General features: G+C 61.1%; 21 protein-coding genes. 10 read left to right on the forward strand and 11 right to left on the reverse strand.

Features of this window, described 5'->3' with window-relative positions:
* Positions 1-21: 21 nt before the first annotated feature.
* From ACP7E6_RS26355 to ACP7E6_RS26390, 8 genes are all read left to right on the forward strand, one after another.
* Positions 22-1,260 carry an extracellular solute-binding protein gene (locus ACP7E6_RS26355; protein WP_426232666.1) on the forward strand — a complete coding sequence of 413 codons (1,239 nt, stop codon included), beginning with the start codon at positions 22-24 and terminating at the stop codon, positions 1,258-1,260.
* 117 nt (positions 1,261-1,377) lie between these two features.
* Positions 1,378-2,262 (forward strand): carbohydrate ABC transporter permease, encoded by an 885-nt coding sequence (locus tag ACP7E6_RS26360; protein WP_426232668.1) that lies wholly within the window; start codon positions 1,378-1,380, stop codon positions 2,260-2,262.
* Positions 2,262-3,107, forward strand: a complete 846-nt coding sequence (locus tag ACP7E6_RS26365; RefSeq protein WP_426232670.1) for a carbohydrate ABC transporter permease — start codon at positions 2,262-2,264, stop codon at positions 3,105-3,107. The genes ACP7E6_RS26360 and ACP7E6_RS26365 overlap by 1 nt, the downstream gene beginning before the upstream one ends.
* Complete coding sequence (locus ACP7E6_RS26370) at positions 3,104-4,126, forward strand: SIS domain-containing protein (protein WP_426232672.1); 1,023 nt, start codon at positions 3,104-3,106, stop codon at positions 4,124-4,126. The genes ACP7E6_RS26365 and ACP7E6_RS26370 overlap by 4 nt, the downstream gene beginning before the upstream one ends.
* Position 4,127: 1 nt before the next feature.
* Positions 4,128-5,063, forward strand: a complete 936-nt coding sequence (locus ACP7E6_RS26375; protein WP_426232674.1) for a PfkB family carbohydrate kinase — start codon at positions 4,128-4,130, stop codon at positions 5,061-5,063.
* On the forward strand, positions 5,060-6,139 hold the full coding sequence (locus tag ACP7E6_RS26380) for an ABC transporter ATP-binding protein (protein WP_426232676.1): 1,080 nt from the start codon (positions 5,060-5,062) through the stop codon (positions 6,137-6,139). Before ACP7E6_RS26375 ends, ACP7E6_RS26380 begins: the two co-directional genes overlap by 4 nt.
* A gap of 84 nt (positions 6,140-6,223) precedes the next feature.
* Positions 6,224-7,327 (forward strand): glycosyltransferase family 4 protein, encoded by a 1,104-nt coding sequence (locus ACP7E6_RS26385; RefSeq protein WP_426232678.1) that lies wholly within the window; start codon positions 6,224-6,226, stop codon positions 7,325-7,327.
* Positions 7,317-8,078 (forward strand): polysaccharide deacetylase family protein, encoded by a 762-nt coding sequence (locus tag ACP7E6_RS26390; RefSeq protein ID WP_426232680.1) that lies wholly within the window; start codon positions 7,317-7,319, stop codon positions 8,076-8,078. Before ACP7E6_RS26385 ends, ACP7E6_RS26390 begins: the two co-directional genes overlap by 11 nt.
* A gap of 10 nt (positions 8,079-8,088) precedes the next feature.
* Here ACP7E6_RS26390 and ACP7E6_RS26395 read toward each other — a convergent pair whose 3' ends face one another.
* On the reverse strand, positions 8,089-8,919 hold the full coding sequence (locus ACP7E6_RS26395) for an MBL fold metallo-hydrolase (RefSeq protein ID WP_426232682.1): 831 nt from the start codon (positions 8,917-8,919) through the stop codon (positions 8,089-8,091).
* A 229-nt stretch (positions 8,920-9,148) separates the two neighbouring features.
* Here ACP7E6_RS26395 and ACP7E6_RS26400 point away from each other — a divergent pair, with 229 nt between their 5' ends.
* Positions 9,149-10,927: a metallophosphoesterase family protein gene (locus ACP7E6_RS26400; protein WP_426232684.1), complete on the forward strand. Its 1,779-nt coding sequence runs from the start codon at positions 9,149-9,151 to the stop codon at positions 10,925-10,927.
* Here the strand turns inward: ACP7E6_RS26400 and ACP7E6_RS26405 are convergent.
* The 3 genes from ACP7E6_RS26405 to ACP7E6_RS26415 all read right to left on the reverse strand — a co-directional run bounded on the left by ACP7E6_RS26405 (position 10,924) and on the right by ACP7E6_RS26415 (position 14,834).
* Complete coding sequence (locus ACP7E6_RS26405) at positions 10,924-11,385, reverse strand: cyclic nucleotide-binding domain-containing protein (RefSeq protein ID WP_426232771.1); 462 nt, start codon at positions 11,383-11,385, stop codon at positions 10,924-10,926. The genes ACP7E6_RS26400 and ACP7E6_RS26405 overlap by 4 nt on opposite strands.
* Positions 11,386-11,508: 123 nt before the next feature.
* Entirely contained in the window at positions 11,509-14,226 is a 2,718-nt protein-coding gene (locus tag ACP7E6_RS26410; RefSeq protein WP_426232686.1) for an ABC transporter transmembrane domain-containing protein, read from the reverse strand.
* 8 nt (positions 14,227-14,234) lie between these two features.
* The gene (locus ACP7E6_RS26415) at positions 14,235-14,834 is read right to left on the reverse strand and encodes a hypothetical protein (protein ID WP_426232688.1); all 600 of its coding nucleotides are present in this window, start codon (positions 14,832-14,834) and stop codon (positions 14,235-14,237) included.
* A 38-nt stretch (positions 14,835-14,872) separates the two neighbouring features.
* Here ACP7E6_RS26415 and ACP7E6_RS26420 point away from each other — a divergent pair, with 38 nt between their 5' ends.
* A complete protein-coding gene (locus ACP7E6_RS26420) occupies positions 14,873-15,550 on the forward strand; it encodes a class I SAM-dependent methyltransferase (protein ID WP_426232690.1) in 678 nt (225 codons plus the stop codon).
* Between the two features lie 7 nt (positions 15,551-15,557).
* Here the strand turns inward: ACP7E6_RS26420 and ACP7E6_RS26425 are convergent, their stop codons facing one another.
* The 7 genes from ACP7E6_RS26425 to ACP7E6_RS26455 form a co-directional block, all read right to left on the reverse strand.
* Positions 15,558-16,703 (reverse strand): glycosyltransferase family protein, encoded by a 1,146-nt coding sequence (locus tag ACP7E6_RS26425; protein WP_426232692.1) that lies wholly within the window; start codon positions 16,701-16,703, stop codon positions 15,558-15,560.
* On the reverse strand, positions 16,700-17,947 hold the full coding sequence (locus ACP7E6_RS26430; RefSeq protein ID WP_426232694.1) for a glycosyltransferase: 1,248 nt from the start codon (positions 17,945-17,947) through the stop codon (positions 16,700-16,702). Before ACP7E6_RS26430 ends, ACP7E6_RS26425 begins: the two co-directional genes overlap by 4 nt.
* A complete protein-coding gene (locus ACP7E6_RS26435) occupies positions 17,944-19,164 on the reverse strand; it encodes a glycosyltransferase family protein (protein ID WP_426232696.1) in 1,221 nt (406 codons plus the stop codon). Before ACP7E6_RS26435 ends, ACP7E6_RS26430 begins: the two co-directional genes overlap by 4 nt.
* Positions 19,165-19,236: 72 nt before the next feature.
* Complete coding sequence (locus ACP7E6_RS26440; protein WP_426232697.1) at positions 19,237-20,412, reverse strand: ABC transporter permease; 1,176 nt, start codon at positions 20,410-20,412, stop codon at positions 19,237-19,239.
* Entirely contained in the window at positions 20,409-21,407 is a 999-nt protein-coding gene (locus tag ACP7E6_RS26445) for an ABC transporter permease (RefSeq protein WP_426232699.1), read from the reverse strand. The genes ACP7E6_RS26440 and ACP7E6_RS26445 overlap by 4 nt, the downstream gene beginning before the upstream one ends.
* A gap of 2 nt (positions 21,408-21,409) precedes the next feature.
* Complete coding sequence (locus tag ACP7E6_RS26450; RefSeq protein WP_426232701.1) at positions 21,410-23,311, reverse strand: ABC transporter substrate-binding protein; 1,902 nt, start codon at positions 23,309-23,311, stop codon at positions 21,410-21,412.
* Positions 23,308-25,209 (reverse strand): ABC transporter ATP-binding protein, encoded by a 1,902-nt coding sequence (locus tag ACP7E6_RS26455; RefSeq protein WP_426232703.1) that lies wholly within the window; start codon positions 25,207-25,209, stop codon positions 23,308-23,310. The genes ACP7E6_RS26450 and ACP7E6_RS26455 overlap by 4 nt, the downstream gene beginning before the upstream one ends.
* Positions 25,210-25,327 lie beyond the last annotated feature (118 nt).

A 25,327-nucleotide genomic window follows, 5' to 3' on the forward strand; every position in this document is an offset into this window, starting at 1 on the left:
GTTATCACTGGAGAGAAGAACATGCTGAAAGCCAAACGCAATGCGCTGATGGGGGCCGCGCTGGTCGGCGCCTTTTTTGCAACCAACGCCTATGCCGAAACGACGCTCAATGCGTTGTTCATGGCGCAGGCCGCCTATAGCGAAGCTGATGTCCGGGCCATGACCGGTGCATTTGCCAAGGCCAATCCGGACGTCAAGGTCAATCTGGAATTCGTGCCTTACGAAGGCCTGCACGACAAGACCGTGTTGGCCCAAGGGTCCGGCGGCGGCTACGATGTCGTGCTGTTCGACGTGATCTGGCCGGCCGAATATGCCAGCAACAAGGTTCTGGTCGACGTGTCCTCGCGCGTCACCGACGACATGAAGAAGAACGTGCTGCCCGGTGCCTGGACGACGGTTCAATATGACGGCGCCTATTACGGCATGCCGTGGATTCTCGATACGAAATACCTGTTCTACAACAAGGAAATCCTCGAAAAAGCCGGCATCAAGACGCCGCCGAAGACCTGGGACGAACTGGCCGAACAGGCCAAGACGATCAAGGACAAGGGCCTTCTGGCCACCCCGATCGCCTGGAGCTGGTCGCAGGCGGAAGCGGCTATCTGCGACTATACCACGCTGGTCAGTGCCTATGGCGGCGATTTCCTGAAGGATGGCAAGCCCGACTTCCAGACCGGTGGCGGCCTCGATGCGCTGAAATACATGGTGTCGAGCTATTCGTCCGGCATCTCCAACCCGAATTCCAAGGAGTTTTTGGAGGAGGACGTCCGTAAGGTATTCGAGAACGGCGAAGCCGCTTTCGCGCTGAACTGGACCTACATGTACAATCTCGCCAATGCCGGCAAGGACAGCAAGGTTGCCGGTAAGGTCGGCGTCGTTCCGGCGCCGGGCGTCTCCGGCAAGAGCGAGGTTTCGGCCGTCAACGGCTCGATGGGCCTTGGTATCACTGCCACCAGCAAGCATCCGGACGAGGCCTGGAAATACGTTACCTTCATGACCTCGCAGGCCGTGCAGAACCAGTATGCCAAGCTCAGCCTGCCGATCTGGGCATTGTCTTATGAAGACGCGGCCGTCAGCAAGGATCAGGAGGAGCTGATCGCCGCTGCCAAGCTGTCGCTGGCCGCCATGTATCCGCGCCCGACGACACCGAAGTACCAGGAGCTTTCCGTCGCGTTGCAGCAAGCCATCCAGGAAGCGCTGCTTGGCCAGACAAGTCCGGAGGATGCCCTGAAGACCGCCGCCGAGAATAGCGGTCTCTAAGACGCCGGGGTCCGCCCCTTGTCTCGCATCCACCGATCTCCGGGCGGCACCCTCCCTGCCGCCCGGACCCCTTGATCGCCCCTTGCATCCCATGATTTTTTCAGGAAGAGTTGCCCCATGTCCGGGACATCGATGACCACACGTGCATGGCTGCTGATGCTGCCGCTGCTCGCCGTCATGATCGCCGTCATCGGCTGGCCGCTCGCCGATACGGTCGGGCTTTCCTTCACCGATGCCAAGCTGGTCGGCACGGCCGGCAATTTCGTCGGCGTCGACAATTACGTGAAGATGCTCACCAGCGCCAATTTCCAGCGCACGCTGACGACGACAACGATCTTTGCAGTCGTCTCGGTCTTTGCCGAAATGGTTCTCGGCGTTCTGGCGGCCCTTCTGCTCAATCAGCAATTTTACGGCCGCACCGTGCTGCGCGCTTTGATGATCCTGCCCTGGGCATTGCCGACCGTGGTCAACGCCACGCTCTGGCGGCTGATCTACAATCCGGAATATGGCGCGCTGAACGCTGCCTTGGTGCAGATCGGCATGCTGGATGCCTACCGTTCCTGGCTGGGCGAACCGGGCACGGCGCTTACGTCGCTGATCATCGCCGATTGCTGGAAGAACTTTCCGCTGGTGGCGTTGATCGCGCTCGCCGCCCTGCAGGCGGTGCCGCGCGATATCACCGCCGCTTCGCTGGTCGATGGCGCGGGACCCTTCGCTCGCTTCCGCTTCGTCATCCTGCCTTATCTGGCCGGACCGCTGATCGTGGCGCTGGTGCTTCGAACCATCGAGGCCTTCAAGGTGTTCGACATCATCTGGGTCATGACCCGCGGCGGCCCGGCCAACAGCACCCGCACGCTGTCGATCCTCGTCTATCAGGAGGCGTTTTCCTTCCAGCGAGCCGGGTCGGGCGCGTCGCTGGCGCTGATCGTCACGCTTCTGGTGGCGGTTCTGGCGGCGGCCTATGCCGTGCTTGTCCGGCGAACTGCGGGGAGTACGGCATAATGGAGCGCAAGAGTTTTCTATTTTCCGTCTTCCTCCATGCCTGCGCGCTTTTGCTCGCGGTCATCATCCTTGCGCCGGTCGTCTGGCTGTTCATCATGAGCATCTCGTCGGCTGGCGATCTCACGGCCAAGCCGCTTGTCTGGTGGCCGCAGACGGTGGATTTTTCGCGCTATGGAATATTGCTGTCCAGCGTCGAAAACAGCGCTGGTGCCGCCTTCGTCGCGTCGCTGGTGAACAGTATCCTGGTTTCCGGCATGGCCACCATTGCGGCGCTGGCGCTTGCCATTCCGGCCGCCTGGGCGGTGTCGCGGACGCCGTCGGTCGGCTGGTCGCTCTATATGGTGATCGCCACCTATATGCTGCCGCCGGTGGCGCTGGCGGTGCCGCTTTATTTCGGGCTTGCGCATCTCGGCCTGCTCAACAGCGTTTTCGGTCTGGCGCTGGTCTATCTGACCATCCTTGCGCCATTTACCACCTGGCTGATGAAATCCGGCTTCGATGCCATTCCGAAGGAGATCGAGGCGGCGGCGATGATGGATGGGGCGGGGCTGTTTGCCACCTTGCGGATCATCACCCTGCCGCTGGCCGCCCCTGTCATGGCGACGTCGGCGCTATTTGCCTTCCTGCTCGCCTGGGATGAATTCTTCTACGCGCTGCTGTTCACCTCGGACCTGCGCGCCAAAACGCTGACCGTTGCCATCGCCGATCTCGCCGGTGGCCGCGTTTCCGATTACGGCCTGATCGCAACTGCGGGCGTGCTGGCCGCCCTGCCGCCCGTGGTGATCGGTCTTGTCATGCAACGCGCCCTGATTTCCGGGCTCACCAGCGGCGGCGTCAAGGGATGACCATGACCTCAAACGATAATCGTCCATCCGGGCTTCAAGCGATCGACCGCGAAATGGCAAGGCAGAATATCGATGCCATCGCGTCTTTCGAGGATAATGCGGAGACGGCGAACGCCGTTGCCGCGTCGCTGCGCTCGACCGGCCGTGTGCTGCTGCTAGGCATGGGAGGGTCGCATGCGGTCAACCGGGCCGTCGAGCCGCTTTACCGGGCGCTTGGCATCGAAGCGATTGCGATCACCCTCTCCGAACAGCTTGGTATGCCGCTTGCGATCGATGGGCGCAGCGTGCTGATTACTTCGCAATCAGGGGAAAGCGCCGAAGTTCTGCGTTGGTTTTCCGAGACCGGCGGCAATCAGGATACGTTTGGTCTGACGCTGGAGGGGGCATCCTTTCTTGGCAGGACGGCGCCTTGCCTCGTTGGTGCGGGCGGCACGGAGCTTGCCTTTGCCGCGACACGCAGCTTGACGGTCAGTTTCGCGCTGCATCTGGCGGTGCTCTCGGCGCTCGGCGAAAATCCGGCACCGGCGCTGGCCGTGCTTGCGGCGCCCGCCACCAACGATATCACCGCAGCGCTTGCCGCTTTTGAAAATGTCGCAACCGTGGTCACCTCGGGCCGCCGTCTGCAGGGGCTGGCGGAAGCGCTGGCATTGGGGCTGACCGAGCTGTCGCGCTATCCCTGCTTCTCGCTGGAGGGCGGACAGCTTCGGCATGGCCCGATGGAAATGCTCGGCCCGAAGGTCGGCGTCGTGCTGTTTCGCGGCAATGATGCGACCTCCGATCTGGTGACCGCGATGGCCATATCGGCGGTGGAGACGGGGGCTCCGGTCATTATGTTCGATGCGTCCGGTCAGCCGCCGGTGGAGGGGGCGACGACACTCAGCTTCGCACCGGCAACGGGGCTTGCGGCAATCTTCGCGATGCTGCCAGTGGCTCAGCGCTTCATGATCGCCTTTGCCGAAGCCCGCGTCGACAACGCGGGAACGCCGGTGCGTTCCACCAAGATTACCCGGAGCGAATGACATGCGTCCGCTTGCCGTGATCGGAAACGTCAATGTCGATCTGATCCTCGGGCCAGCGGAGCCCTGGCCGAAGGCCGGAACGGAGATCATCGTCGATCACGACGAATTGCGGGTCGGCGGCTCGGCTGGCAATGCAGCTCTTGCCTGGAAGGCGCTCGGGGTCGATTTCGATATCGCGGCCAATACCGGTACCGACGAATTCGGCCGCTGGCTGCGCGAGGCCTTTGGCCGCCAGGCGGAGAAATGGCCGATCCGCCCGGAGGGAACGACGCTCTCGGTCGGCATCACCCATCCCGACGGCGAGCGGACGTTTTTCACAACGCGCGGACATCTGCCGCGGTTTTCGCTCGATTGCGTGTTCGCAACTCTCGACGGCGCCCGGTTATCCGGCGGCTACACGCTGCTTTGCGGCTCGTTCCTCACCGACGATCTGACCACGGATTATCCCTCTCTGTTCGATTGGGCTGACACGCATAACATTACACTGGCGCTTGATACCGGCTGGCCGCTCGATGGCTGGACCGAAACCAACCGGCAGGCGACGCGCGGCTGGCTGTCGCGCTGCGGCTGCGCGCTGTTGAACGCGGTGGAGTCGACGACGCTGTCCGGCCTTGACGACCCCATTGAAGCCGCCCGTGAACTCAAGCGTCATATGCCGGCGAATGCGATCGTCGTCGTCAAGCGGGGTCCGGATGGGGCACTAGCGATCGGTGCCGATGGCGCGCTGGTGTCCGTGACGGCACCGAGCGTTGCGGTTGTCGATACAATCGGCGCCGGTGACGTCTTCAACGCGGCGTTTCTGGCGGCGCTGGCAGACGGCAGACCGCTTGCGGATTGTTTGCAGGCTGGAACAACTGTCGCCTCGCGCGCCATTTCCACGCTTCCCCGCAACTATGGTGGCCCTTTGGCGACTGCTACCGGAGAGACCGCATCATGAGCGCGCTCGAAATCGAGAATATCCGCAAGACCTATGGCGCCCTCGAAACCCTGAAGGGCATCGATATCTCGCTGGAAAGCGGCGAGTTCCTGGTGCTGCTTGGGTCGTCGGGTTGCGGCAAGTCGACCTTGCTCAACATCATCGCCGGCCTTGCCGACGCATCGAGTGGCGATATCCGGATCGGTGGCCGCTCGATCCTTGGGGTGCATCCGAAGGATCGCGACATCGCCATGGTGTTCCAGTCCTATGCGCTTTATCCGAACCTCTCCGTTCACCGCAACATCGGCTTCGGGCTGGAGATGCGCAAGGTGCCTGCGGCAGAGCGGGAAAAGGCAGTGCAGGAAACCGCCAAGCTGCTGCAGATCGAGAATTTGCTGGACCGCAAGCCCGGCCAGCTTTCCGGCGGCCAGCGTCAGCGCGTGGCGATCGGCCGGGCGCTGGTGCGCAAGCCGCAGGTCTTTTTGTTCGACGAACCACTGTCCAATCTCGACGCCAAGCTGCGGATGGAGACGCGCACCGAGCTGAAACGGCTGCACCAGATGCTCGGCACCACAATTGTCTACGTTACCCACGACCAGATCGAGGCGATGACGCTGGCGACGCGGATCGCGGTGATGCGCAACGGCCGGATCGAGCAGCTCGGCACGCCGGAGGAGGTCTATGACCATCCGGCAACGCTTTGTGTCGCCGGTTTCGTCGGCTCGCCGCCGATGAATGTGCTGGATGGCGTGGTCACAAGCGAAGGCGTGCATCTGGACGGATCGGGTGCCATCATCGCCCTGCCGGCCCGGCTCAGGAATGCAGCACCAGTGGGAAGGCGGGTCAAGCTCGGCGTGCGGCCGGAAGCGCTTCAGCTGACGGGGGACGTGTCAGAGAGCCCGGTGCTCGACGTCGAGATCGAGGTTGTCGAACTGACCGGCCCGGAACTGGTGGTGACGGGCCGCGTCAGCGGCCAGCGGGTCACCGCTTGCCTGCCGCCGCGCACCAAGCTGGCGGTCGGCATGAAGCACGCTTTCGGCTTCGACGAGGATGCGCTGCATCTATTCGACGCGCAGACCGAACTGGCGCTTGGCTGACTGGGGCTGCCGGTCTGCGCCGGTTGCAAACAACGCTGCAGGCCCGGTTCCCAAGCGTGATGCTATGTTCTAGAAACGCATCTGATGAAGATCGCATTCTATAGTCCGCTCAAATCCCCCAATCATCCCGTTCCCTCCGGCGACCGGTTGATGGCGCGCCTGTTGATGGCGGCGCTGGTTAAGGCGGGGCACGAGGTGGAGATCGCTTCGGAGTTGCGGGCTTTTTTGCCGGATGCTTCGGCGGATGCGATCGCGGCGCGGGCTGCGGCGATGAACGCGGAGCGGGCGCGGATTTCGGCGCTGTGGCGAGAGCGCGGCGCCCCGGATCTGTGGTTTTGCTACCATCCCTATTACAAGACGCCCGATCTGCTTGGCCCGGAACTCGGCCGCGAATTTGGCCTGGGCTATGTCACGGCGGAAGCGTCCTATTCGGCACGGCGCAACAACGGGTTGTGGGCGGAGATGCAGCAGCATGTGCTGGATGCCGTGCAGCAGGCTTGCGTGAACATCTGCCTGACCCGGCGTGATTTCGACGGGCTTGCGGCAGTGGCGCCCGAGGCAAGTCTGGCCTTGCTGCCGCCGTTCATCGATCCTGCCTTGTTTCTCGAAAAACAGCCCAAGCCTGAACCCGGGCGGCTAATCACCGTGGCGATGATGCGGTCCGGCGACAAGATGGACAGCTATGTGATGCTGGCCGCTGCCCTGTCGCGGTTGAAAAATCTGCCATGGCAATTGTCGGTGGTCGGTGACGGCCCGCGCGCTGCCGATGTTCGCGCCTTGTTTGCCGGGTTCGACGAAGACCGGGTCATCTGGCATGGCGAACAGCCGGCAGCCGAGATCGCCGAGCTTCTGTCGCGCTCTACGCTCTATGTCTGGCCGGGCTGCGGCGAGGCCTATGGTCTGGCTTATCTTGAGGCGCAGGCCGCCGGTCTGCCCGTTGTCGCGCAAGAGATTGCCGGTGTGCCGGAGGTGGTGATACACGGCAAAACGGGCCTTTTGACACCGGTGGGGGATGTTGATGCCTATGCGCAGGCGATCGAGCGGCTGTTGACGGCTGATGATGAGCGGGCAGTGCTTGCACGTGCGGCAAGGTCCTTTGCCGGCGAGGAGCGTTCGCTCGACCGGGCGGCGGTGCGATTGGGTATCATTCTGGACGAATACATAAAACGGGCACGGCATGATGGATGAATTCAAAACAGTGATTGCCGGGGAACTGGACCGCTGGCACCAAGCGGGCAAGGTGGCGCAGTTCTGGTTGCGGGATGACGATGCCATCGAGCCGACTGGGCCGCTTGACCGGTTGCTGGACATATCGGCCGCGTTCGCGGTGCCGCTCACCCTGGCCGTCATTCCGGCTCATACCGGCGAAGCGCTTGCCGATAGGCTGCGGCGGGAACCGTTATGTTCCGTCGCAGTGCATGGCTGGTCGCACCGGAACCACGCAGGCCCTGATGAAAAAAAGCAGGAGCTTGGCCGGCATCGCCCGGCGGCTGACGTGCTTGCCGAGTTGAAGCGGGGTTTTGATCAGCTCGCCGCGCTTTATGGCAGGCAGTTCGTGCCGATGCTGATCCCGCCATGGAACCGGATCGACGCGGCGCTGGTGCCGCAACTGACCGGGCTCGGCTATAGTGCGCTCTCCGTCTATGGACCGGAAAAGCCGGCTGCGTTGCCGCTGGTCAATACGCATGTGGATGTGATGGACTGGCATGGCACGCGGGGCGGGCGCGATCGGCAGGCGCTGGCCGTCGAGATCGTCGCGCGCTTGCGGTTCATGTTCGATCATGGCGGGGCGATGGGGCTTTTGACCCATCACCTGGTTCATGACGAAGCTGTCTGGGATTTCATGACGGCGCTGTTTACGGTGACGGCGGATCATCCCGCCTGCCGCTGGACGCCGGTTGCGGAAATCCTGCGACAACAGCACGCGCCAGTCGGGTAAAATCGCCGTCTCAGAGATCGATGACCTGACCGTCGCGGGCGGTGATGGCGCCGGCGAAATCCTGTTCGGCGAGCCTCTGGATTTCGTCAAGCTCGCTGTCGGTGCGCAACGGCGAATGGTGGATGAAGGCGACCCGCTTGGCCTTTGCCGTCTTGGCAAGCCGGATGGCCTGCTGCCAGGAGGAATGGCCATAGCCGACATGGCGATGCATTTCATCGTCGGTGTACATGCAATCGTAGAGGAAGAGATCGGCGCCATCGATCAGGTCGAGCACGGCGGGATCAAGCGTGCCGGGCTTGTGTTCGGTGTCGGTGACGAGCGCCACCGCGCGGCCACCCCATTCGACGCGGTAACCGATCGCGCCGCCCGGATGGTTGAGGCTGCCGGTGCGGATCGTGACGCCGGGATAGGGGACCAGCGCATCGCCGGAGCGGAAGTCGCGACAGTTGATGCAGGCGCGGCAGATATCCGGTTCGACAGGGAACCATGGCGGCCGCATGAACTCGCCGATCATCTGACGGGTGGACATGCGTCCGGCAAGGTGCCCGGACCACAGGGTCACCGAAGCATGCGGATCAAACAGGGCGGGCAGATAGGGCAGGCCGACAATATGGTCGTAATGGCAGTGGGTGAAGAACAGATTGAAATCGGAGACACCCTCGGACTTCAAGGCCTGGCCGGCGGGCATCAACCCGGAGCCCGCGTCGAACAATAGCCTGTGAGGACCGCATTGCATCTCGATGCAGATGGTGTTGCCGCCATAGCTCTGGAATTCGGCACCCGAGACCGGGAGGCTGCCGCGCACTCCCCATAACCGCACCCGAAACACGTTTTCGTTCACTCTCTCGCCTCAGTCACGAAAAGCCGTTTTGCCTTTCCGTCTGCAACTGTCCCATTTAATTCTTAAGGTCGTCTTTTTACCGGGCCCGATTAACCAAGCCTCATTTCCGCCATGTTAGCCAAACTGCCTGGGTTAAGCGAGACATCAATTCGCTTTTTCTTTCCATATGTGCCAGAGACGACAGGAAACGAATCCGGTTTGAACACGCAGACGGAAAATACTGAAAGAAATGCTGCCCTTAGAGCATCCGCGCATTGCCGTTATCGCCGACGCGCATTTCCATGATCTCTATGCCGATTACGGCTTTCCCGGCATTGCTCAAGATGATCGCCGGCTGACGTTCAGGCTGCTGGCCGACACGGCCCGCTCGACGCGCGTTTTCAACGAGAGCTACTTCGCATTCCATCACGCGCTCGATGATGTCGCCGAACGCGGCATCCGCCATGTCGTGCTGCTCGGCGATTATTCCGACGACGGACAGGTGGAGACCGTCAGCGGCGTGAAGCGGGTGCTCGACAGTTATGCGGCCCGGTTCGGCATGCGGTTTTATGCCACCGTCGGCAATCACGATATTTTTGGGGCGGACGGTCGCCACCGTTCCAAGCGCTTCCTCAACGAGGACGGTGGCTACAGCATACTCAGCAGCGACCCGCATATGCGCGACCGTGGCGCGCATACAGTCATCGCCAGCGACCGGATGTATTGTCAGGGTTATCCGGACGGGCTCGATGCCATGGCGGATTTCGGATTTTATCCGCGTGCCGGCGACCTCCACTGGGAAACGCCTTTCGGCACCGATGGCGATCCGGCGGCGCGGCTCTATGATGTTCATTCGCCGGATGGAAACACCACGCGCCGGCTGATGGATGCGTCCTATCTGGTCGAACCCTTTGCCGGTGTCTGGCTGCTGATGATCGATGCCAATGTTTTCGTTCCCGTCGATGGGGTGACGCCCGGCGAGGAGGGCGATCTTGCCGACAGCACCGGTGCCGGCTGGAATGCGATGATCGTTCACAAGCGGTTCGTTCTCGACTGGATGGCGGATGTTGCCCGGCGCGCGCGGCTTGACGGCAAATGCCTGCTGGCGTTTTCGCACTATCCCGTTCTCGATCCGCTCGATGACACAGTCGAGGACGAGGTGGCGCTGCTGGGCCGGACAGGCATGGTGGAGCGCATTCCAAAGATCGATGTGGCAGAGGCGCTGATCGCTGCGGGCATCGATATCCATTTCAGCGGGCATCTGCATGTCAACGACACGGCGCAGTACCGCAGCGGCGGCCGTTTCCTGACCAATCTCGCCATGCCGTCGCTCGTTGCCTTTCCCGGCGCCTACAAGGTGCTGACGATCGATGATAAGCGTATCGATATCGAGACGGTCGGGATCGAGGCGATGCCGATCGACGACGACTTGCGGCAGGGCTATCGGCGGGAGGTTTTGCCGTCGCGGCTGGAAGCGGGCGGTTTGCTCGAGGTCGATGACTACGGCGGTTTTCTGTTCGCGCATCTCGGTCATCTGGTCGGACGGCGGTACCTCAAGCGGGAATGGCCGAAGGATATCGCAGCGATGATCCGTGCTCTCGATCTTGCCGATCTGGCGACGCTGGCGCTGATCGAAGAACCGGTGGCCGCTGTGGACGCAATGGCGGCAATCGCCGCTGCCCGCACGGACATGAGCCTGCAACAGCGGCTTTCGGCGCATTTGCTGAAACACGGATCCGAGATCGGGGCGCTGCACGGAATTTCCGCACTGGAATATCTCGCGGACTGGTACCGGCTGCGGATGGGCAGCGAACTGGCGCTGGATTGGATCAGCGAGCAGAAGATCGCGTCTTATCTGGCTGTGGGAAACCTGTTTGCCGATCGCGACGGAGATGGGCCGGAGGCTGCACAGGCTCAGTTCACCCTGATATTCCGGATGTTCTCAAACTATATCTCCGGCCTGCCGTCGCGCAATTTCAGCATCGACCGTATCACCGGGGTGATCGAACCGACTTTACGGACATCCTAATCGGCCTTGCGTGCGCGGCTGCGGGCTTCGGACAGTTCGCTGGTCGTGTGGCTGAGGCGATCGGCCAGAACCCGCATGATCTCGATGGTGATTTCTGGAAAATCGGTAAGCAGCTTCAGGAAATGCTCCTTGCGGATGCGCAGGGCTTCCAGCGGCGTCGTCGTCTGCACCGTGGCGGTTCGTGACACGTCGCAGAGAATGGCGATCTCGCCGACGATGGAATTGGTCTCGACTTCGGCGATCTTGATCGGGCCAGTCGAGGAATCGACCAGGATATCCGCCTTGCCGGCCAGGACGACATAGGCCGCGTCGCCGGTATCGCCCTGATGGAAGATGGCTTCGCCGGGATCATAGCTGACACGATCGGACGTGAACGCGAGAAGCTTCAGCTTGCCCGGTTCGACATTCGAAAACAGCGGCACGCGCCGCAGCATTTGAACTTCATCCTTCAGAAGCATAATCGTGCCCATTCCCCATTTTCTTCCTCCCGGATCATTCACTGGCGATGGTCGCCATCACCGTCATCGGGAAGACCGTCCTTGCCTGCATCCCCATCGCACGCATGGACTTCTTCACTGACATTATGATGACACAAGCTCTTTAAAGATACCGTTATTCTCGACCAGCGCTGCATGCGTTCCTTCTTCCACAAGGAAGCCCCTGTCGAAGACCAGAACACGATCGAACAGGCTGGAAAGTGCCGTGTTCGAAAGGACCCAGACGACAGCGGGATCGCGCCCGTCGCGGCGTACCAGCTTGAGCACATCGCGGACGATCTCGTCCTGCAGGCGATGGTCGAGGCCGGGCAGGGGCCTGTTGAAGATGTAATATTCCGAACGCCGGATCAGGGCGCGTGCCAGATTGAGTTTCTGGCGCTGCACCGCCGTCAAACGCTTGCCGCCGGCGCCGAGATTGAAATCGAGCCCGATATCGATGACCCGCTCCAAAAGGCCGAGAGAATTCAAAAGCGAGGTGACGATGGAGCGAATGCGCTTGGATCCGTCAGTATGCTTGTGGCTGATGCGGCCGAACAGGATGTTGTCCATCAGGCTTGCCGACGCCAGATAATGTTCCGGGTCATAGCGCTCGATATCGCCACGCATATTCTCCGGCAGCCCGTCATGGAATTGACGGCGGACATCGACGATCTTGGCCATCAGTTCGTCGGTCAAAAGACCGAAACGATGCCGTGGCTCGATATAGCGGAAACTCAGGCGAATGATCTGGCCGCGATCATCTTCTGATGCCGCGTCAAAGCCCTTGCCCTTCAGCTTCTGCAGCAGCAGCTGGTATTCGGGAATGTCATCCGCCGTCATGAAGGTCAGCTGCTGGAAGAACGGATGATCCGGCGGCAGATCGGCGAAAAGCTCGACCGCGTTCTCGGCGATGCTGTAGCCCATGTCAAACAGGATGCGATCGAGACCGGAGCGGCCGACGACGGAGCGGAAATACGCGTTCTTGCCGATGGCCTTGCCGATCAGCGCCGGCCCGGTTGCCGTGCCGAACAACAGGTTTTCGCCGACCGTCGCCTCGGTATTGTAGGCACCCGGCTCGAACGAGACGACGAGGCTGCTGAGGCCCGCTTCTTCCAATTCCTCGCGAAGGGCGTGGCGCATCTCGACGATGCCCTCGGTCAGACCCGGATACTCGTTCGGAGACACGGTGCTGCGCAGGGCAAGGTCGAGAATGTCCTTCGACAATTGAACCGTATCAAGCACCGAGAGAACCGGCGCGAACAGATCGTCGCGGTTCGTCGCATTGGCTGCGTCGTAGTCGATCCAGTCGCTGTTGACGTCATAGTCCGGATTTCCGGCCAGTTTCGCCTCGTTGATCTGCCATTTGCGATGCGCAGCGCCGCTGCCCTCATACACGGCATCCTTCAGCGGCGCATGCTTGAGGCCGTAAAGCAGGTTGTCCCGCAAGCTGCCGTAGAAGAAATAGGCGTCCGAGGAAACATAGGAGATCGCCCGTCCGGTCACCGATTCCGGCAGTTCCAGAAGGTCCTCGCCGCCTGCCGTCACCTTGCCGCTCTCGGGCCATGTCAGGCGCGCGAACGCTTCCGCCAGCATGTCGCCGCCGCCGGCGGCACCGCCGACGATGGCAACGGTCTCGCCGGGATGGATCTGCACCGACACCCGCTCCAGAAGCTTGGCGCCGCTATCGTCGGCAAGCGACAGATTGACCGCTGCCAGGGGGTGTTTCAACGAACCGGCATTCTTGATGGCGATCGCCTGAATGGTCGGGTCGATGGTGTTGTCGACGCTGAACTGCTCGACCACCTGGACATATTTCACCTGGACGTCCTGGCGGGTCTGGTCCCAGTCGATCAGGTCCTTCAGCGGACCGGGCAGGTCCTTGTAGGCGCTGATCACGGCGATCAGCTGGCCGATATCGAGACGCCCCTGCAGCGCCAGATAACCGCCGATGCAATAGAACAGGAACGGGGTGAGCTGGGCGAGGAAGTTGTTGATGAACTTGACCAGGAATTTCCACTGGTAGAGGTCGTAGCGGATCTTGAAGATGCGGCCGAGACGCGAGGCGATATCGGCGCGCTCGAAGTTGGATGTGTCATAGGCGTGGATCGTGCCGATGCCATCGACGATCTCGCTGACCCGGCCAGCCAGTTCGCGGGCGGTGATCTGGCGTTCGCGGCCGAGGACCAGCAGGCGCCGGCGCATGCGCGGAATGATGATTGCCTGGACGCCGACCATGACGGCGGCGATCAGGCCGAGCCAGGTATTTTGCATGAAGATGAAGAACAGGGCCGTCAAGGCCTGCCCGCCGAGCAGCGCCGGCTGGACGAAAGCATCGCCGGTGAAGCCGCCGAGAGGCTCGACTTCGTCCTTGACCATGCTGGACACTTCCGCGCCCTTCATGCGTTTGAACTGGCCGGGTGGAAAACGCAGGATCCGGTCGACGAGTTCGAAGCGGATGCGGCGCAACAGACGCTCGCCGAGCCGGCCCTTGTAGGTGTTGATATAGAACTTGAAGAGACCGTTGATGATCACCAGCAGCAGGAAAACCATGCTGAGCGCAAACAGGGTCTGCATGCGGGTCAGATCGACGCCGTCAAACAGCGTCACGGTTCCAAGCCATGGCAGGTCGAAACTGATGTTCATGAAGGTTTGGGTGGCGCCCGGCTGGTCGAACCCCTGGCCCTGGATCGGCCCGTTGACGATCTGCTTGGGCAGGTCGAACGACAGGAAATAGGGGATCATCGAGACGGCGACGACCAGAAGGATCCAGAGCTGCTGGCCTCTTGTGTGCGTCCAGATGTAGCGGGCTATGCTTTTTTCCATGGGGAGATTCAACTGGCCGTGTAGCGGGTGTCAAGGACGTAGAAGCGCCGGGCAGCATAGGGCGTGCCGGCGATCTCCGGGTCGTGCAGGTGAAGATCGAACTGTCCGCGGATCGTCACGGCCGGACGGCTGACGATGTGCGGCACTTGGGAGGCGGCGCGTTCGAGCTCCGGCGCGTATTCGATCACGACGGTCTTGGCGTTTTCGATCAGCGCAAACAGCAGATCGCCGAGCGGATCCTTGCGGCCGAAGGGTTTTAGCGAATAGCCGAGCAGGACGAGCCCGTAGCTTCCCGGTTGATAATGATAGTCGATCTGCTGGAACTTGGCCGGAATATGCCGGACATGGCATTGTTGGCCGTTCAGTTCGTTCGCCTCATAGGCCTCGGTCTTGGGATCGACGGAGGTGACCGATAGCGGATGGTGGGTCAGATAAGGGGTGATGGGCCGGATATGGCCACCGATTTCCAGGATGTGCGGGCAGTCGCGCATGAAGTGGGCGGCAAAGACCTGCCGCATGGTTGCCCCCAACCCTGCCAGATGCGGTATGTCCTTTCCCGCCTCCATGGGCGGGGAACCGGAGGCGGCATCCTTCAGGTTGACTTGCATTCCTTGCACTCCAGAAAAGTCCAGACTACAACACGCGCATGATGAAAACCACCCGAGCAAACGAAGCAAACACAACAGATTGGCACGAGAGTGCCTTCGATATTATCCGCGGTCTGTCCGCCTATACGGGAAGCTCTCTGATAGAAGGCCTTGCGAAAGTGATCGCCAAATATCCGGATGCGGACCTCGGCACGGCCTTCAACCACAAGCAGGTTGGAAGCAAGATATGGGCACGCGAAAAGCTGTTTGAAAGCCTTGGCGGAAAATATAAACACATCGTCCTGCTCGGCGGCTGGTACGGCGTGCTTCCGGCCATGTGTTTCGATGACAGCCGTTTCGACATCGACCTGTTCGAGAGCATCGACATCGACCCGCAAGTCGGAAAAATTGCCGAAACGCTGAATGCCAAGGCAGGTGAGCGTTTTCGCACGGTGACGCAGGATATGTATGCGCTGGATTACAGTACCCGCGGTGCCGATCTGGTCATCAACACCAGCTGCGAGCATATTGCCGATCTGCCGGGGTGGCTTGCGCTCTTGCCGCGCGGCACGCAGGTGCTGCTGCAGTCGAACGACTATTTCAGCGAACCGACCCACATCAACTGCGTGCCGTCGCTGGAAGCCTTCAAGGAGCAGACATCGCTCAGCCATCTGGCTTTTGCCGGATCGCTGAAGATGAAGAAGTACACCCGTTTCATGGTGATCGGCACGGTTTGATCCGTGATCAGATCAGTCCGCGCAAGATTTCGGCGGTGCGATGGGCGCCGTCGAGATCGAGGCTGTGGGGCGGGCGGTCCGTTGCTGCGAGTGCTGTTTCGATTGCCCGTGTCATGCTGCCGGCCGACAGATCGTCTTCCGTCAGAATATGCGCCAGTCCAAGCTTCTCAAGACGCTCGGCCCGAACCGTCTGCTCTGTTTCACCACCGGCGGTGAAGGGGATGAGCAGGGCATGGCACCCGGCGCGCAGGATATCGCACACCGTGTTGTAGCCGGCCTGCGAGACGGACAGCTTCGCGCCGGCCAATAGGCTCGCGAAGTCGGGACGGAAGCGGGTGACGCTGACATGGGCGGGCGCGTCGGCCGAAATCGCATCGAAATCGGACTGCGGCAGGTTGGGGCCGGTGATCAGGGCCCAGGACAACGGCCTGCCGATCTTCTTTGCTGCTTCGAGCGCTGCGCGGATCAAGGCATTGCCGACGGCACCACCACCGGCCGAAACGATAACGTCGAAGCGTTCGGTTGGTTGCTGAGGGGCCGGGGCTGCCACGAGCCCGGTATAGATCACTTTATCGACGATATCGGCGGCCAGCGGAAACGTATCTTCCAAACGGGCGAAAGCCGGGTCGCCATGAACCAGCACCCGGTCGAAATATTTTTTTATGAGCGCAACGGTTTCCTCGTCGCGGCCCGGCTTGGAGCGCTCCTGCAGGATATCGCGCAGCGAGGTGACGACCAGCGGCTTGTCATCCATCGCCGCGATCGCCTCAATCAGCGGCAGCAGTTCGAAACGGACCTGGCGGCGGCCGAAGGGGAAGGCTTCGATGATGACTATATCGGGCTGACTTTGGTGAAAGGCAGCGAGTAGCCGTTCCTTGCGATTGTCCTTGAAGGCGTCATCGACCGGATTGCCGTTGATATCGGCCAGTCCAGAAAAACCGGCATCACCGGCGGTGATCGGCGGCAGGGCGACGTGATGGACGAGCGGGCCGGGAAACCCGGTGACCGGTGTGCCGCCTGTGACGACGGTCACATCGAAACCATCTTCTGCCAGCGCGCGGGCGATGCGGCTTGCACGGGCAAGATGGCCAATACCCAGCAGGTGCTGGACGTAGAAAAAGGCGCGGGGGGCTGTGGGCTGGCTATCGGTCATTGCACACTCCGCCATTCACTCTCGAACAGGTCTTTCAGCTGGCGGATGCTGGTTTGATGATCGAAATGGCCGCGCACCTTGCGTTCGGCCGCTTCTCCAAGCTGCTTGCGCAGGGCCGGATCGCGGATGGCCTTTTCAAGCGCTGCGGCCAGCGCCTGCGGGTCTTCCGGCGGGACGACAAAGCCGTTTTCGCCGTCGGCGAGAAGCTCGGGTATGCCGGAAATATTCGTCGATAGGCAGACCAGCGCCTGGCTCGACGCCTCGACAATCACGTTCGGCAAGCCATCGCGGTCGCCATCGGCGGTGATGCGGCAAGCCAGCGCGAAGATATCGGCATCGCGATACTGTTGCAGCACTTCGGTTTGCGACAGCGATCCATGCCAGACGATTTTCTCTGCGATACCCAGCTCCGATGCCAACGCCTGCAGTGTCTTCAACAGATCGCCGCCGCCGATATGCACGAAACGCCAGTGGAGATCGGCAGGCAGCAGGCTCAGCGCTCGCAGCAGGATATCGAAACCTTTCTTCTCGACTGCGCGGCCGACGCTGACGATGGTGACGGGGTGAGCCGGATCCGATCCGTCGGAGGCTTGGCGGTTGCCCTCGAACGGGCCGAAGCGGCTAAGGTCGAGGCCGTGATAGCTGAGATGCACATGCGGCTTGCCGCCGGCAAGGTGGCGCAGGTGCTCAAAGCCGGTCCGCGTGCAGGTCACGGTCCAGCGGGTGCCGGCGAGTTTGCCGGCCAGCTCCCATTCCGGCGACGTCCAGATGTCCTTGGCATGAGCCGAGCAGGTCCAGCCGATGCCGGTGATCATGCTGGCATAGCGGGCGACGGAGGCCGGCGTGTGGATGAAATGCGCATGCAGCCATTCGCCGCCCTTTGGCCATTCGGTCGATAGCACCATCGCCTGGCCGAAGCGGCGAACCCGGTTGCGGGTCGAGTCGCGCCAGAGATCACTGAAGAATGCAGGCAAGGCGCGCCAGAAGCCCGGCTTGGGCAGGCAGCGGAGAAGCGCTCGGGCAACCCGGGCCGGCTCCTCATGCAGATATTCCGGCAGGTAATGGACCGGCGCCTTGATTTCGTCATGGACCGGATGGCGCTTCTTGTCCGTTGGCCGGCGCAGCGCTACCAGTTCGAGGTCGAAGCCTGCCCGTTCCAGTCCAAGCAGTTCCTGGGCGATGAAGGTTTCCGACAGGCGCGGATATCCCTTCAGCACCACGACGATCTTGCGGCGTTCGGTCAATTCTGGCTCGATCCCTTGACGACCGTCAGGTGCTCGCGGTTGCGGCGGCCGAGCCATTCGCCGACGATCTGCGATATGTTCGCCAGGCCTTCGAGTGTCATGCCCTTGGCGCTCTTGGAGGGCGGGTCGCGGTCCGGCAGTGCTTTCAGCGCGGCCGCAAAGCGCATGGGGTCGGCTGCTTCCTCCGGCAGGAGCATATCGATCAGCCCGAGCTCTGCGGCGCGGCTGGCCCTAATAAGCTGCTCTTCGCGCGGCATGACCCTGGGGACGATCAGCGCCGGTTTGTCGAAGGACAGGATTTCGCAATAGGTGTTGTAGCCGCCCATCGCCACAACGGCCTTTGCGCCGGCGATCAGTTCTTCCATGCGGTTGTCGAATTCGATCACCTCGAGATAGGGGATCTTCGCGCATTTCATCAGCAGCTTGTGGCGCTGCTTGACCGGCATATAGGGGCCAAGCACGATCAGCGACTTGTGCGTCAGGGTCGGGTCTTCCTGGTAGGCATCGACGACATCGTGGATCAGATCGGAGCCGTCGCCGCCGCCGCCGGTGGTGATCAGAATATAGTCGCCCTTCGGCTTGTGTTCGGATTCGACATCCTGGGAGACGCTTCTCTGCAGGAAGCCGACGAAATCCATCTTGGCACGCACGGCAGGGGGCACGTCGAGGCCGACCAGGGGATCGTAGAAATCCGGCGGGCCATAGACCCAGACGCTGTCGTAGAACTGGCCGATCTTGCGCATCACGTCGTTGCGCTTCCATTCCGCATCAAGCAGATGCGGCGCGTCCATCACCTCGCGCAGGCCGAGAACCAGGGTGGTTCCCTGTTTTTTCAGATAGGCGAGCGTCTCTTCGACTTCACCCTGAAGGCCCATCGGTTCCTTGTCGACGATGAAGATGTCAGGCTGGAAGGTTTCCGCCGTGTGGCGGATGATCGATCGGCGCATCTTCATCGTTTCGTGCAGGTCGATATGCCTGTCCATCGATGTGTATTCGCCGTTGCGCAGCTTGATGACGCTGGGGATCTTCACGAAATCGACGCGCGCCCGGTAGTCGAAGGCCCCGGCAATGGTCGCACCGGAGATGATCAGGATATTGACGCCGCGATAATCCTCGACCAGCGAGTGCGCGATCGTCCGGCACCGCCGGAGATGGCCAAGGCCGAACGTGTCGTGGCTGTACATCAGGATGCGGGCGTCTTCGATCCGGCGGGTCATGAGCGAAGCCTCTTATCTCCCATGGCGTGGCCAATCTCCGCAAGGAGTGTCCTTAGCATATCGGTATCCACTTCACTTATACGGATCGGCAGCATCGCGCAGCCCGTCGCCCAGGAAATTGAACGCCAGAATCACGAGAATGACCGGAATGGTTGGAAACAATAGCCAGGGATAAAAAGCAATGACGCTGACGCTGCGGGCTTCGGTCAGAAGAATGCCCCAGCTGGTGATCGGCGGGCGAAGGCCCAGCCCAAGGAAGCTCAACGCCGTCTCGCCGAGGATCATGCCGGGAACAGCCAAGGTCGCCGTTGCGATCAGATGCGACATGAACCCAGGCACGAGGTGACGGCCGATGATGCGTCCCGAGCCTGCGCCCATCAACTGGGCCGCCTGCACATAGTCCTCTTCGCGCAGCGCCAAAAGCTTGGAGCGCACAGCGCGCGCAAGCCCTGTCCAGTCGAGCAGGCCAAGAATGGCGGTTATCCCCAGATAGATCAGGATCGGACTCCAGGTGACCGGCATGATGGCCGCAAGCGCCATCCATAGCGGAATGCTCGGTATCGATTGCAACACCTCGATGATGCGCTGGGTGATAAGGTCGAAGATGCCGCCGTGATAACCCGCCAGCCCGCCGATGGTGATGCCCAGCACGAAGCTCATGGTGATGCCGAGCAGACCGATGGTCAAGGATATCCTCGCTCCGTAAAGGATACGTGACAGCACGTCGCGGCCGAGGCGGTCGCTACCCAGCAGGAACAGTTGTCCGTCCTTGGCCGGGCAGGCCAGATGGACGTTGGTCTCGACGAGCCCCCAGAATTTATATTTATCGCCGCGGCAGAAGAAACGGATCGGTTCGATCTTGTCGGGTTGCTCGGTGTAGATCCGGCGCAGCGTATCCATGTCGAGCGTCATCGTGCGGCCATAGACGAACGGCCCGACAAATTTTCCGTCGTGGAACAGATGGACGCTTTGCGGCGGCGAATGGATGAAGTCGACGTTGCGGGTGTGCAGATTGTAGGGTGCCAGGAACTCGACGATGGCAATGGTGGCGTAAAGGAAGACAAGGAAATACAAGGAAAACAGCGCAAGCCGGTGTTTCTTGAATTTCCACCACATCAGCCGCAGTTGCGACGCCTGATAGATCTTCGACTGCTCCTCCGTCATCACATCGACGGAATGCGGATCGAACGGTGCCGTCGAAACGTAGTGTGAAAGCGGCTCGCCGGATTGGGGAAGGGATACCGTCACTTGGTGCTACCGCCTTGCAGTCTGATGCGCGGGTCGAGGAATGCGAGCGCGATGTCGGAAATCAGCACGCCGATCACGGTGAGGAATGCCAGGAACATCAGGAACGAGCCGGCCAGGTACATGTCCTGACTTTGCAACGCTTTTATCAGCATCGGTCCCGTCGTTTCGAGCGATAGCACGATGGCCGTGATTTCGGCCCCGGAAATGATGGCCGGCAGGATCGAGCCGATATCCGAGATGAAGAAGTTGAGTGCCATGCGCAGCGGATATTTGACCAGTGCCCGGAACGGATGCAAGCCCTTGGCGCGGGCGGTCACGACATATTGTTTTTGAAGTTCGTCGAGCAGGTTGGCGCGCAGGCGGCGGATCATGCCGGCCGTACCCGCCGTGCCGACGATCAGCACGGGTATCCACAAGTGTTCGAGAATGGACTTCGCCTTCTCCCAGCTCATCGGTTCGGAAAGGTATTTCTGGTCCATCAGGTGGCCGATCGAGGTGCCGAACCAGATATTGGCAAAATACATCAGGATCAGCGCGAACATGAAGTTCGGAATAGCGATGCCGATCAGGCCGACAAATGTCAGGCCATAGTCACCCCAGCTGTATTGATGGGTGGCGGAATAGATGCCGATCGGAAAGGCAATCAGCCAGGTGAACAGGATGGTGACGAAGGAGACCAGAACCGTCAGCCAGAGACGGTCGCCGACCACTTCATTGACCGGCAGCTGATATTCGAACGAATAGCCGTAATCGCCCTGCAGCAAGCCCGCGGCCCAATGGAAGTAGCGTATCACCGGTGGCTGATCGAAGCCGTACTCCTTGCGCAGCGCATCGATCTCAGCGGTGTCCACGGCTTCGCCCTGGGCGCGCAGTTCGGCAATATAGCTCTCGAAATAATCGCCAGGCGGCAATTCGATGATCGTGAACACCAGCGCGGAGATGATCACGAGCGTCGGGATCATCGCCAGGATACGCCAGAAAATGTAACGCACCATGCTCAGCTAACCTCTTCGCTGTACCAGAACGTATCTGGCATGTAGACCCCGAGATAGCAGGTCGGGTCGAAGCCGTAGAGGCCTTTTTCGGGAATATTTTGGATATGGGCAGAATGCATGACCGGCTGCAATGTTGCGTTGACGATGCCGATCGAAAAGACATTCTGCGTATAGATTGCCAGCATTTCGTGCCAGATGCGTGTGCGTTCCGCTGTATCGACCGTCTTTCGCCATTGCTTGACCAGATCGATCAGCTTGATCGCTTCGGGCAATTCCGGCGCAGCTCCGTTTTGCCCGATGGACAGATAATACATGCCCCAGACGGGCCATTGAAACTGGTCGTCTCTGCTCGGGGCAAGATCGCCGGGGTTCATATCGGCTGTGGGCACCCCATTTTCGATGCCCGACCACATCGACATCATAATCTCGCCACTCATCGTGCGGCTGCTGAAAACGTCGCGTTGCGAGGTCTTGATAAAGAGCGCCAAACCGATTTTTGCCCAATGGTCCTTGACCAGTTCGAGCACATCGGTCTCAAGCGTACTCTCGCCAGCGGTCTCGACAACGATCTGCGCTTCCCGCCCGTCGGGCAGGAGCCGTATGCCATCGCTGTTGCGTTGCGTCAGGCCGACCTCGTCGAGGAGCCTGTTTGCCTGATCCGGATCATGGCTTGCCCAAGCGGCCGCATATTCCGGCTTGAACAGCGGGCTCTCCTCCAGGATCGTGTCGGCGCTTTCCTTGGCAAGCCCGTAGAAGCTGACCATGTTGATTTCGTGCCGGTCGATCGCCAGCGACAGGGCGCGACGGACCCGCACGTCCCAGAACAGGTCGCGCCACACCTTGTCGCTGCAATTAAGATTGGGCAAAAGGGCAAGACGGGAGCCTTGTGTCCTTTTCCAGAGATTGACCTTCACCGGATAGCGTTTTTCGGCATCCTTGAAGAACGCATAATCGGAGAAATCGACGCCGGTGGACTGCAGGTCGGTTTCGCCGGCGCCGGTCTTGGCGGCGATGATCTCCGACGAGCTGATATTGAGCAGCCAGCGGTCGATATAGGGCAGTTGCAGGCCGTTTTCGTCGATCCTGTGGAAGAACGGATTGCGTTCGAACACAAATTGCTCGGCCGGTGGCGCGGTGCGCGGAATCCAGGGGTCCAGCGACGGCAGGTCGGGATTTTCAGGACGGTACTGACGCGACATCTTGATGTGCAGATCGGCCCATTTCTTGACGCGATACTGTTTCATGAGCGCCGACAGGCGGAAATCGTCCTGATACTTCTTGTGGAAGTGCCGCATATAGGCCGACGGCATCAGGATGACGACCGGCGAGGCGGCGGCAAGGCCCGGAAGGAAGTCCGGATTGGGGGTCTTCCAGGTGTAGCGGACGGTCAGCTCGTCGATGATCTCGAATGCCGGCCCTTCGCCGTCTGCGAGAAGCTCGCGCTGGATGCCGCCCTTGCGCAGATCCTTGTTGAGGATGACGTCTTCCCAGGTATAGCGGAAATCTTCAGACGTCAGGTAGCTGCCGTTCGACCAGCGGTGGCCGTCACGGATCTTGAAGGTGAAAATCCGGCCTTCCTGAACGTCGAAACTTTCCAGGATGTCGGGTTGGAACTGCAGGCCTTCGGTATAGCCGACCAGACGGGCATAGCCGTTGATCGTCATCATCCGGATGTCCTTCTGGCTGCCGATCAGCATGCGGGCAGTGCCGCCATATTTTCCGGGCCGCCGGCCCATGGCGGCGAGATTGACCCGCCGTGGGTTTTTCGGCAGGCGGTCGGGCAGATCAGGCAGGGCCTGAGCTCGCAGGTAGGGCCGCAGGAAAGGTGGCTCCGGGGTCGCCCGCGCGATGCCGGGCATCAGAGCGGTGGCAAGCAGGCCAAGGGTAGTGCGTCGTGTGATCATGATACGAGCTCCCTGACATCGGCGGTTTTTCGCGCCAGAACAAGATGGCCATTGCCGAGGTCTGTCGTCCCCAGCACATCTGCCTCGCCATCATCGGAAAAATGCTTGCCCCAGCTGCGCTTGTCGGCAGCGCCGCTTGGGTTCAGCAGGGAAAAATCAAGCGGCCGGTCGAGATCGGGGAAGGGCACGGCGGCGAGCAGCGATTTCGTATAGGGGTGAACGGGCGCTTCCATCAGCGTCTCGCGCGGAGCGATCTCGACGATGCGGCCCCCGCACATCACGGCGATCCGGTCGGCCATGTAATCGACAACGGCCAGGTTGTGCGAGATGAACAGATAGGTAAGCCCCAGTTCCTTCTGCAGATCCTTAAGCAGGTTGAGGATCTGCGCCTGAACCGACACATCGAGTGCCGACACGGGTTCGTCGCAGATCAACAGGTCCGGTCCAAGTGCCAGCGCTCTGGCAATGCCGATGCGCTGGCGCTGGCCGCCGGAAAAACTATGCGGATAGCGATTGAGGTGGCGTTCGTTGAGGCCGATTGCCTTGAGCAGGGCCGTCACCGTCTCGACACGCGACTTGCCGTTGCCGCGTCCATGGATTTCCAGCGGTTCGCTCAGGATGTTCTGCACCGTCATGCGAGGCGACAGCGAGGAAACGGGATCCTGGAATACCATCTGGACCTTGGTGCGCAGGTCCAGCAATCCGGAACCTTCAGCGTTCAGCACGTCGATCGGGCCGCCGCTGCTGTTGAGCATCACCGCGCCCGTGTCGGGCGTGACGGCGCGCATCAGGATCTTGCTGAGCGTGGTCTTGCCGCAGCCGCTTTCGCCCACCAGTCCAAGACATTCGCCGCGCATGATATCGAAGCTGACGCCGTCGACCGCCTTGGTTGCGGGGGACGTATCCTTGCTCAGCCAGCTCGATTTGCGGGTGGTGAAGGTCTTGCTGATATTTCGCACCGACAGCAGGACTTCCGGCTTCAGGGCTTCGTCGGCTGCGACGATCGTCTTTTTTCCGAGCAGGCTGCTGGTGTTGACCGGAACCTCGCGCAGCGCCTTCAAGCGTTCGCCGGGCTTCATGTCGAAATGCGGAACGGCGGCCATCAGGCCCTTGAGGTAGGGATGCGAGGGATTGCGGAAAATCGCCTCGACCGGGCCTGCCTCCATGATCTCGCCGTGATAGATCACGACAACCTCGTCTGCGACATTGGCGACGACGCCGAGATCATGGGTAATCAACAGCATCGCCATGTTCAGCTTGGTCTGCAGTCCACGCAGCAATTGCAGGATCTGCGCCTGGATGGTCACGTCAAGCGCGGTCGTCGGCTCGTCGGCGATCAGAAGCGAAGGATTGCAGATCAGCGCCATGGCGATCATGGCGCGCTGGCGCATGCCGCCCGACAGTTCGAAAGGATACATGTCGTAAGCGCGCGCCGGCTTCTGGAAGCCGACCAGGCCGAGCATTTCTTCGGTGCGTTCGCGCCGCTCGCGGCTGGACATAGGGCTATGGATTTTCAGGGATTCGCTGATCTGGTTACCGATCGTGTGCAGCGGCGACAGCGAGGTCATCGGCTCCTGGAAGATCTTGCCGATGCGGTTGCCGCGCAGATTGCGGATTTCCCGTCCATCGCGGGGCATGGCCAGAAGATCGACCGGCTGTTCGCCATGGGCCGGATCGCAAAACAGGATGCGGCCGCTACATGCTGCCGTCTTCGGCAGGATGCCCATCACCGCCTGGCTGATCACGGATTTTCCCGAGCCTGACTCGCCGACCAGCGCAGTCACCTTGCCTGGCAGGACGCGCAGGCTGGCATTGCGCACGGCATCGATCTGCCCACCGAGCATCGCGAACGAGATACTCAAATTCTCGATCCGCAGCAGGTCCGCGCCTGATTTCATGCCAGCCAGTGTCCTTGTTTCATGGCGGCCCGCGATCTTGCGGAGCGCGCTTCCGGGTTGACGCCCGGTTCCTCGTAAAAGGAGACTATCCCACGGAAATTGACGTGTCCATGACCTT

This window comes from Pararhizobium sp. DWP3-4 (genome assembly GCF_049898205.1).
GTDB lineage: Bacteria > Pseudomonadota > Alphaproteobacteria > Rhizobiales > Rhizobiaceae > Pararhizobium.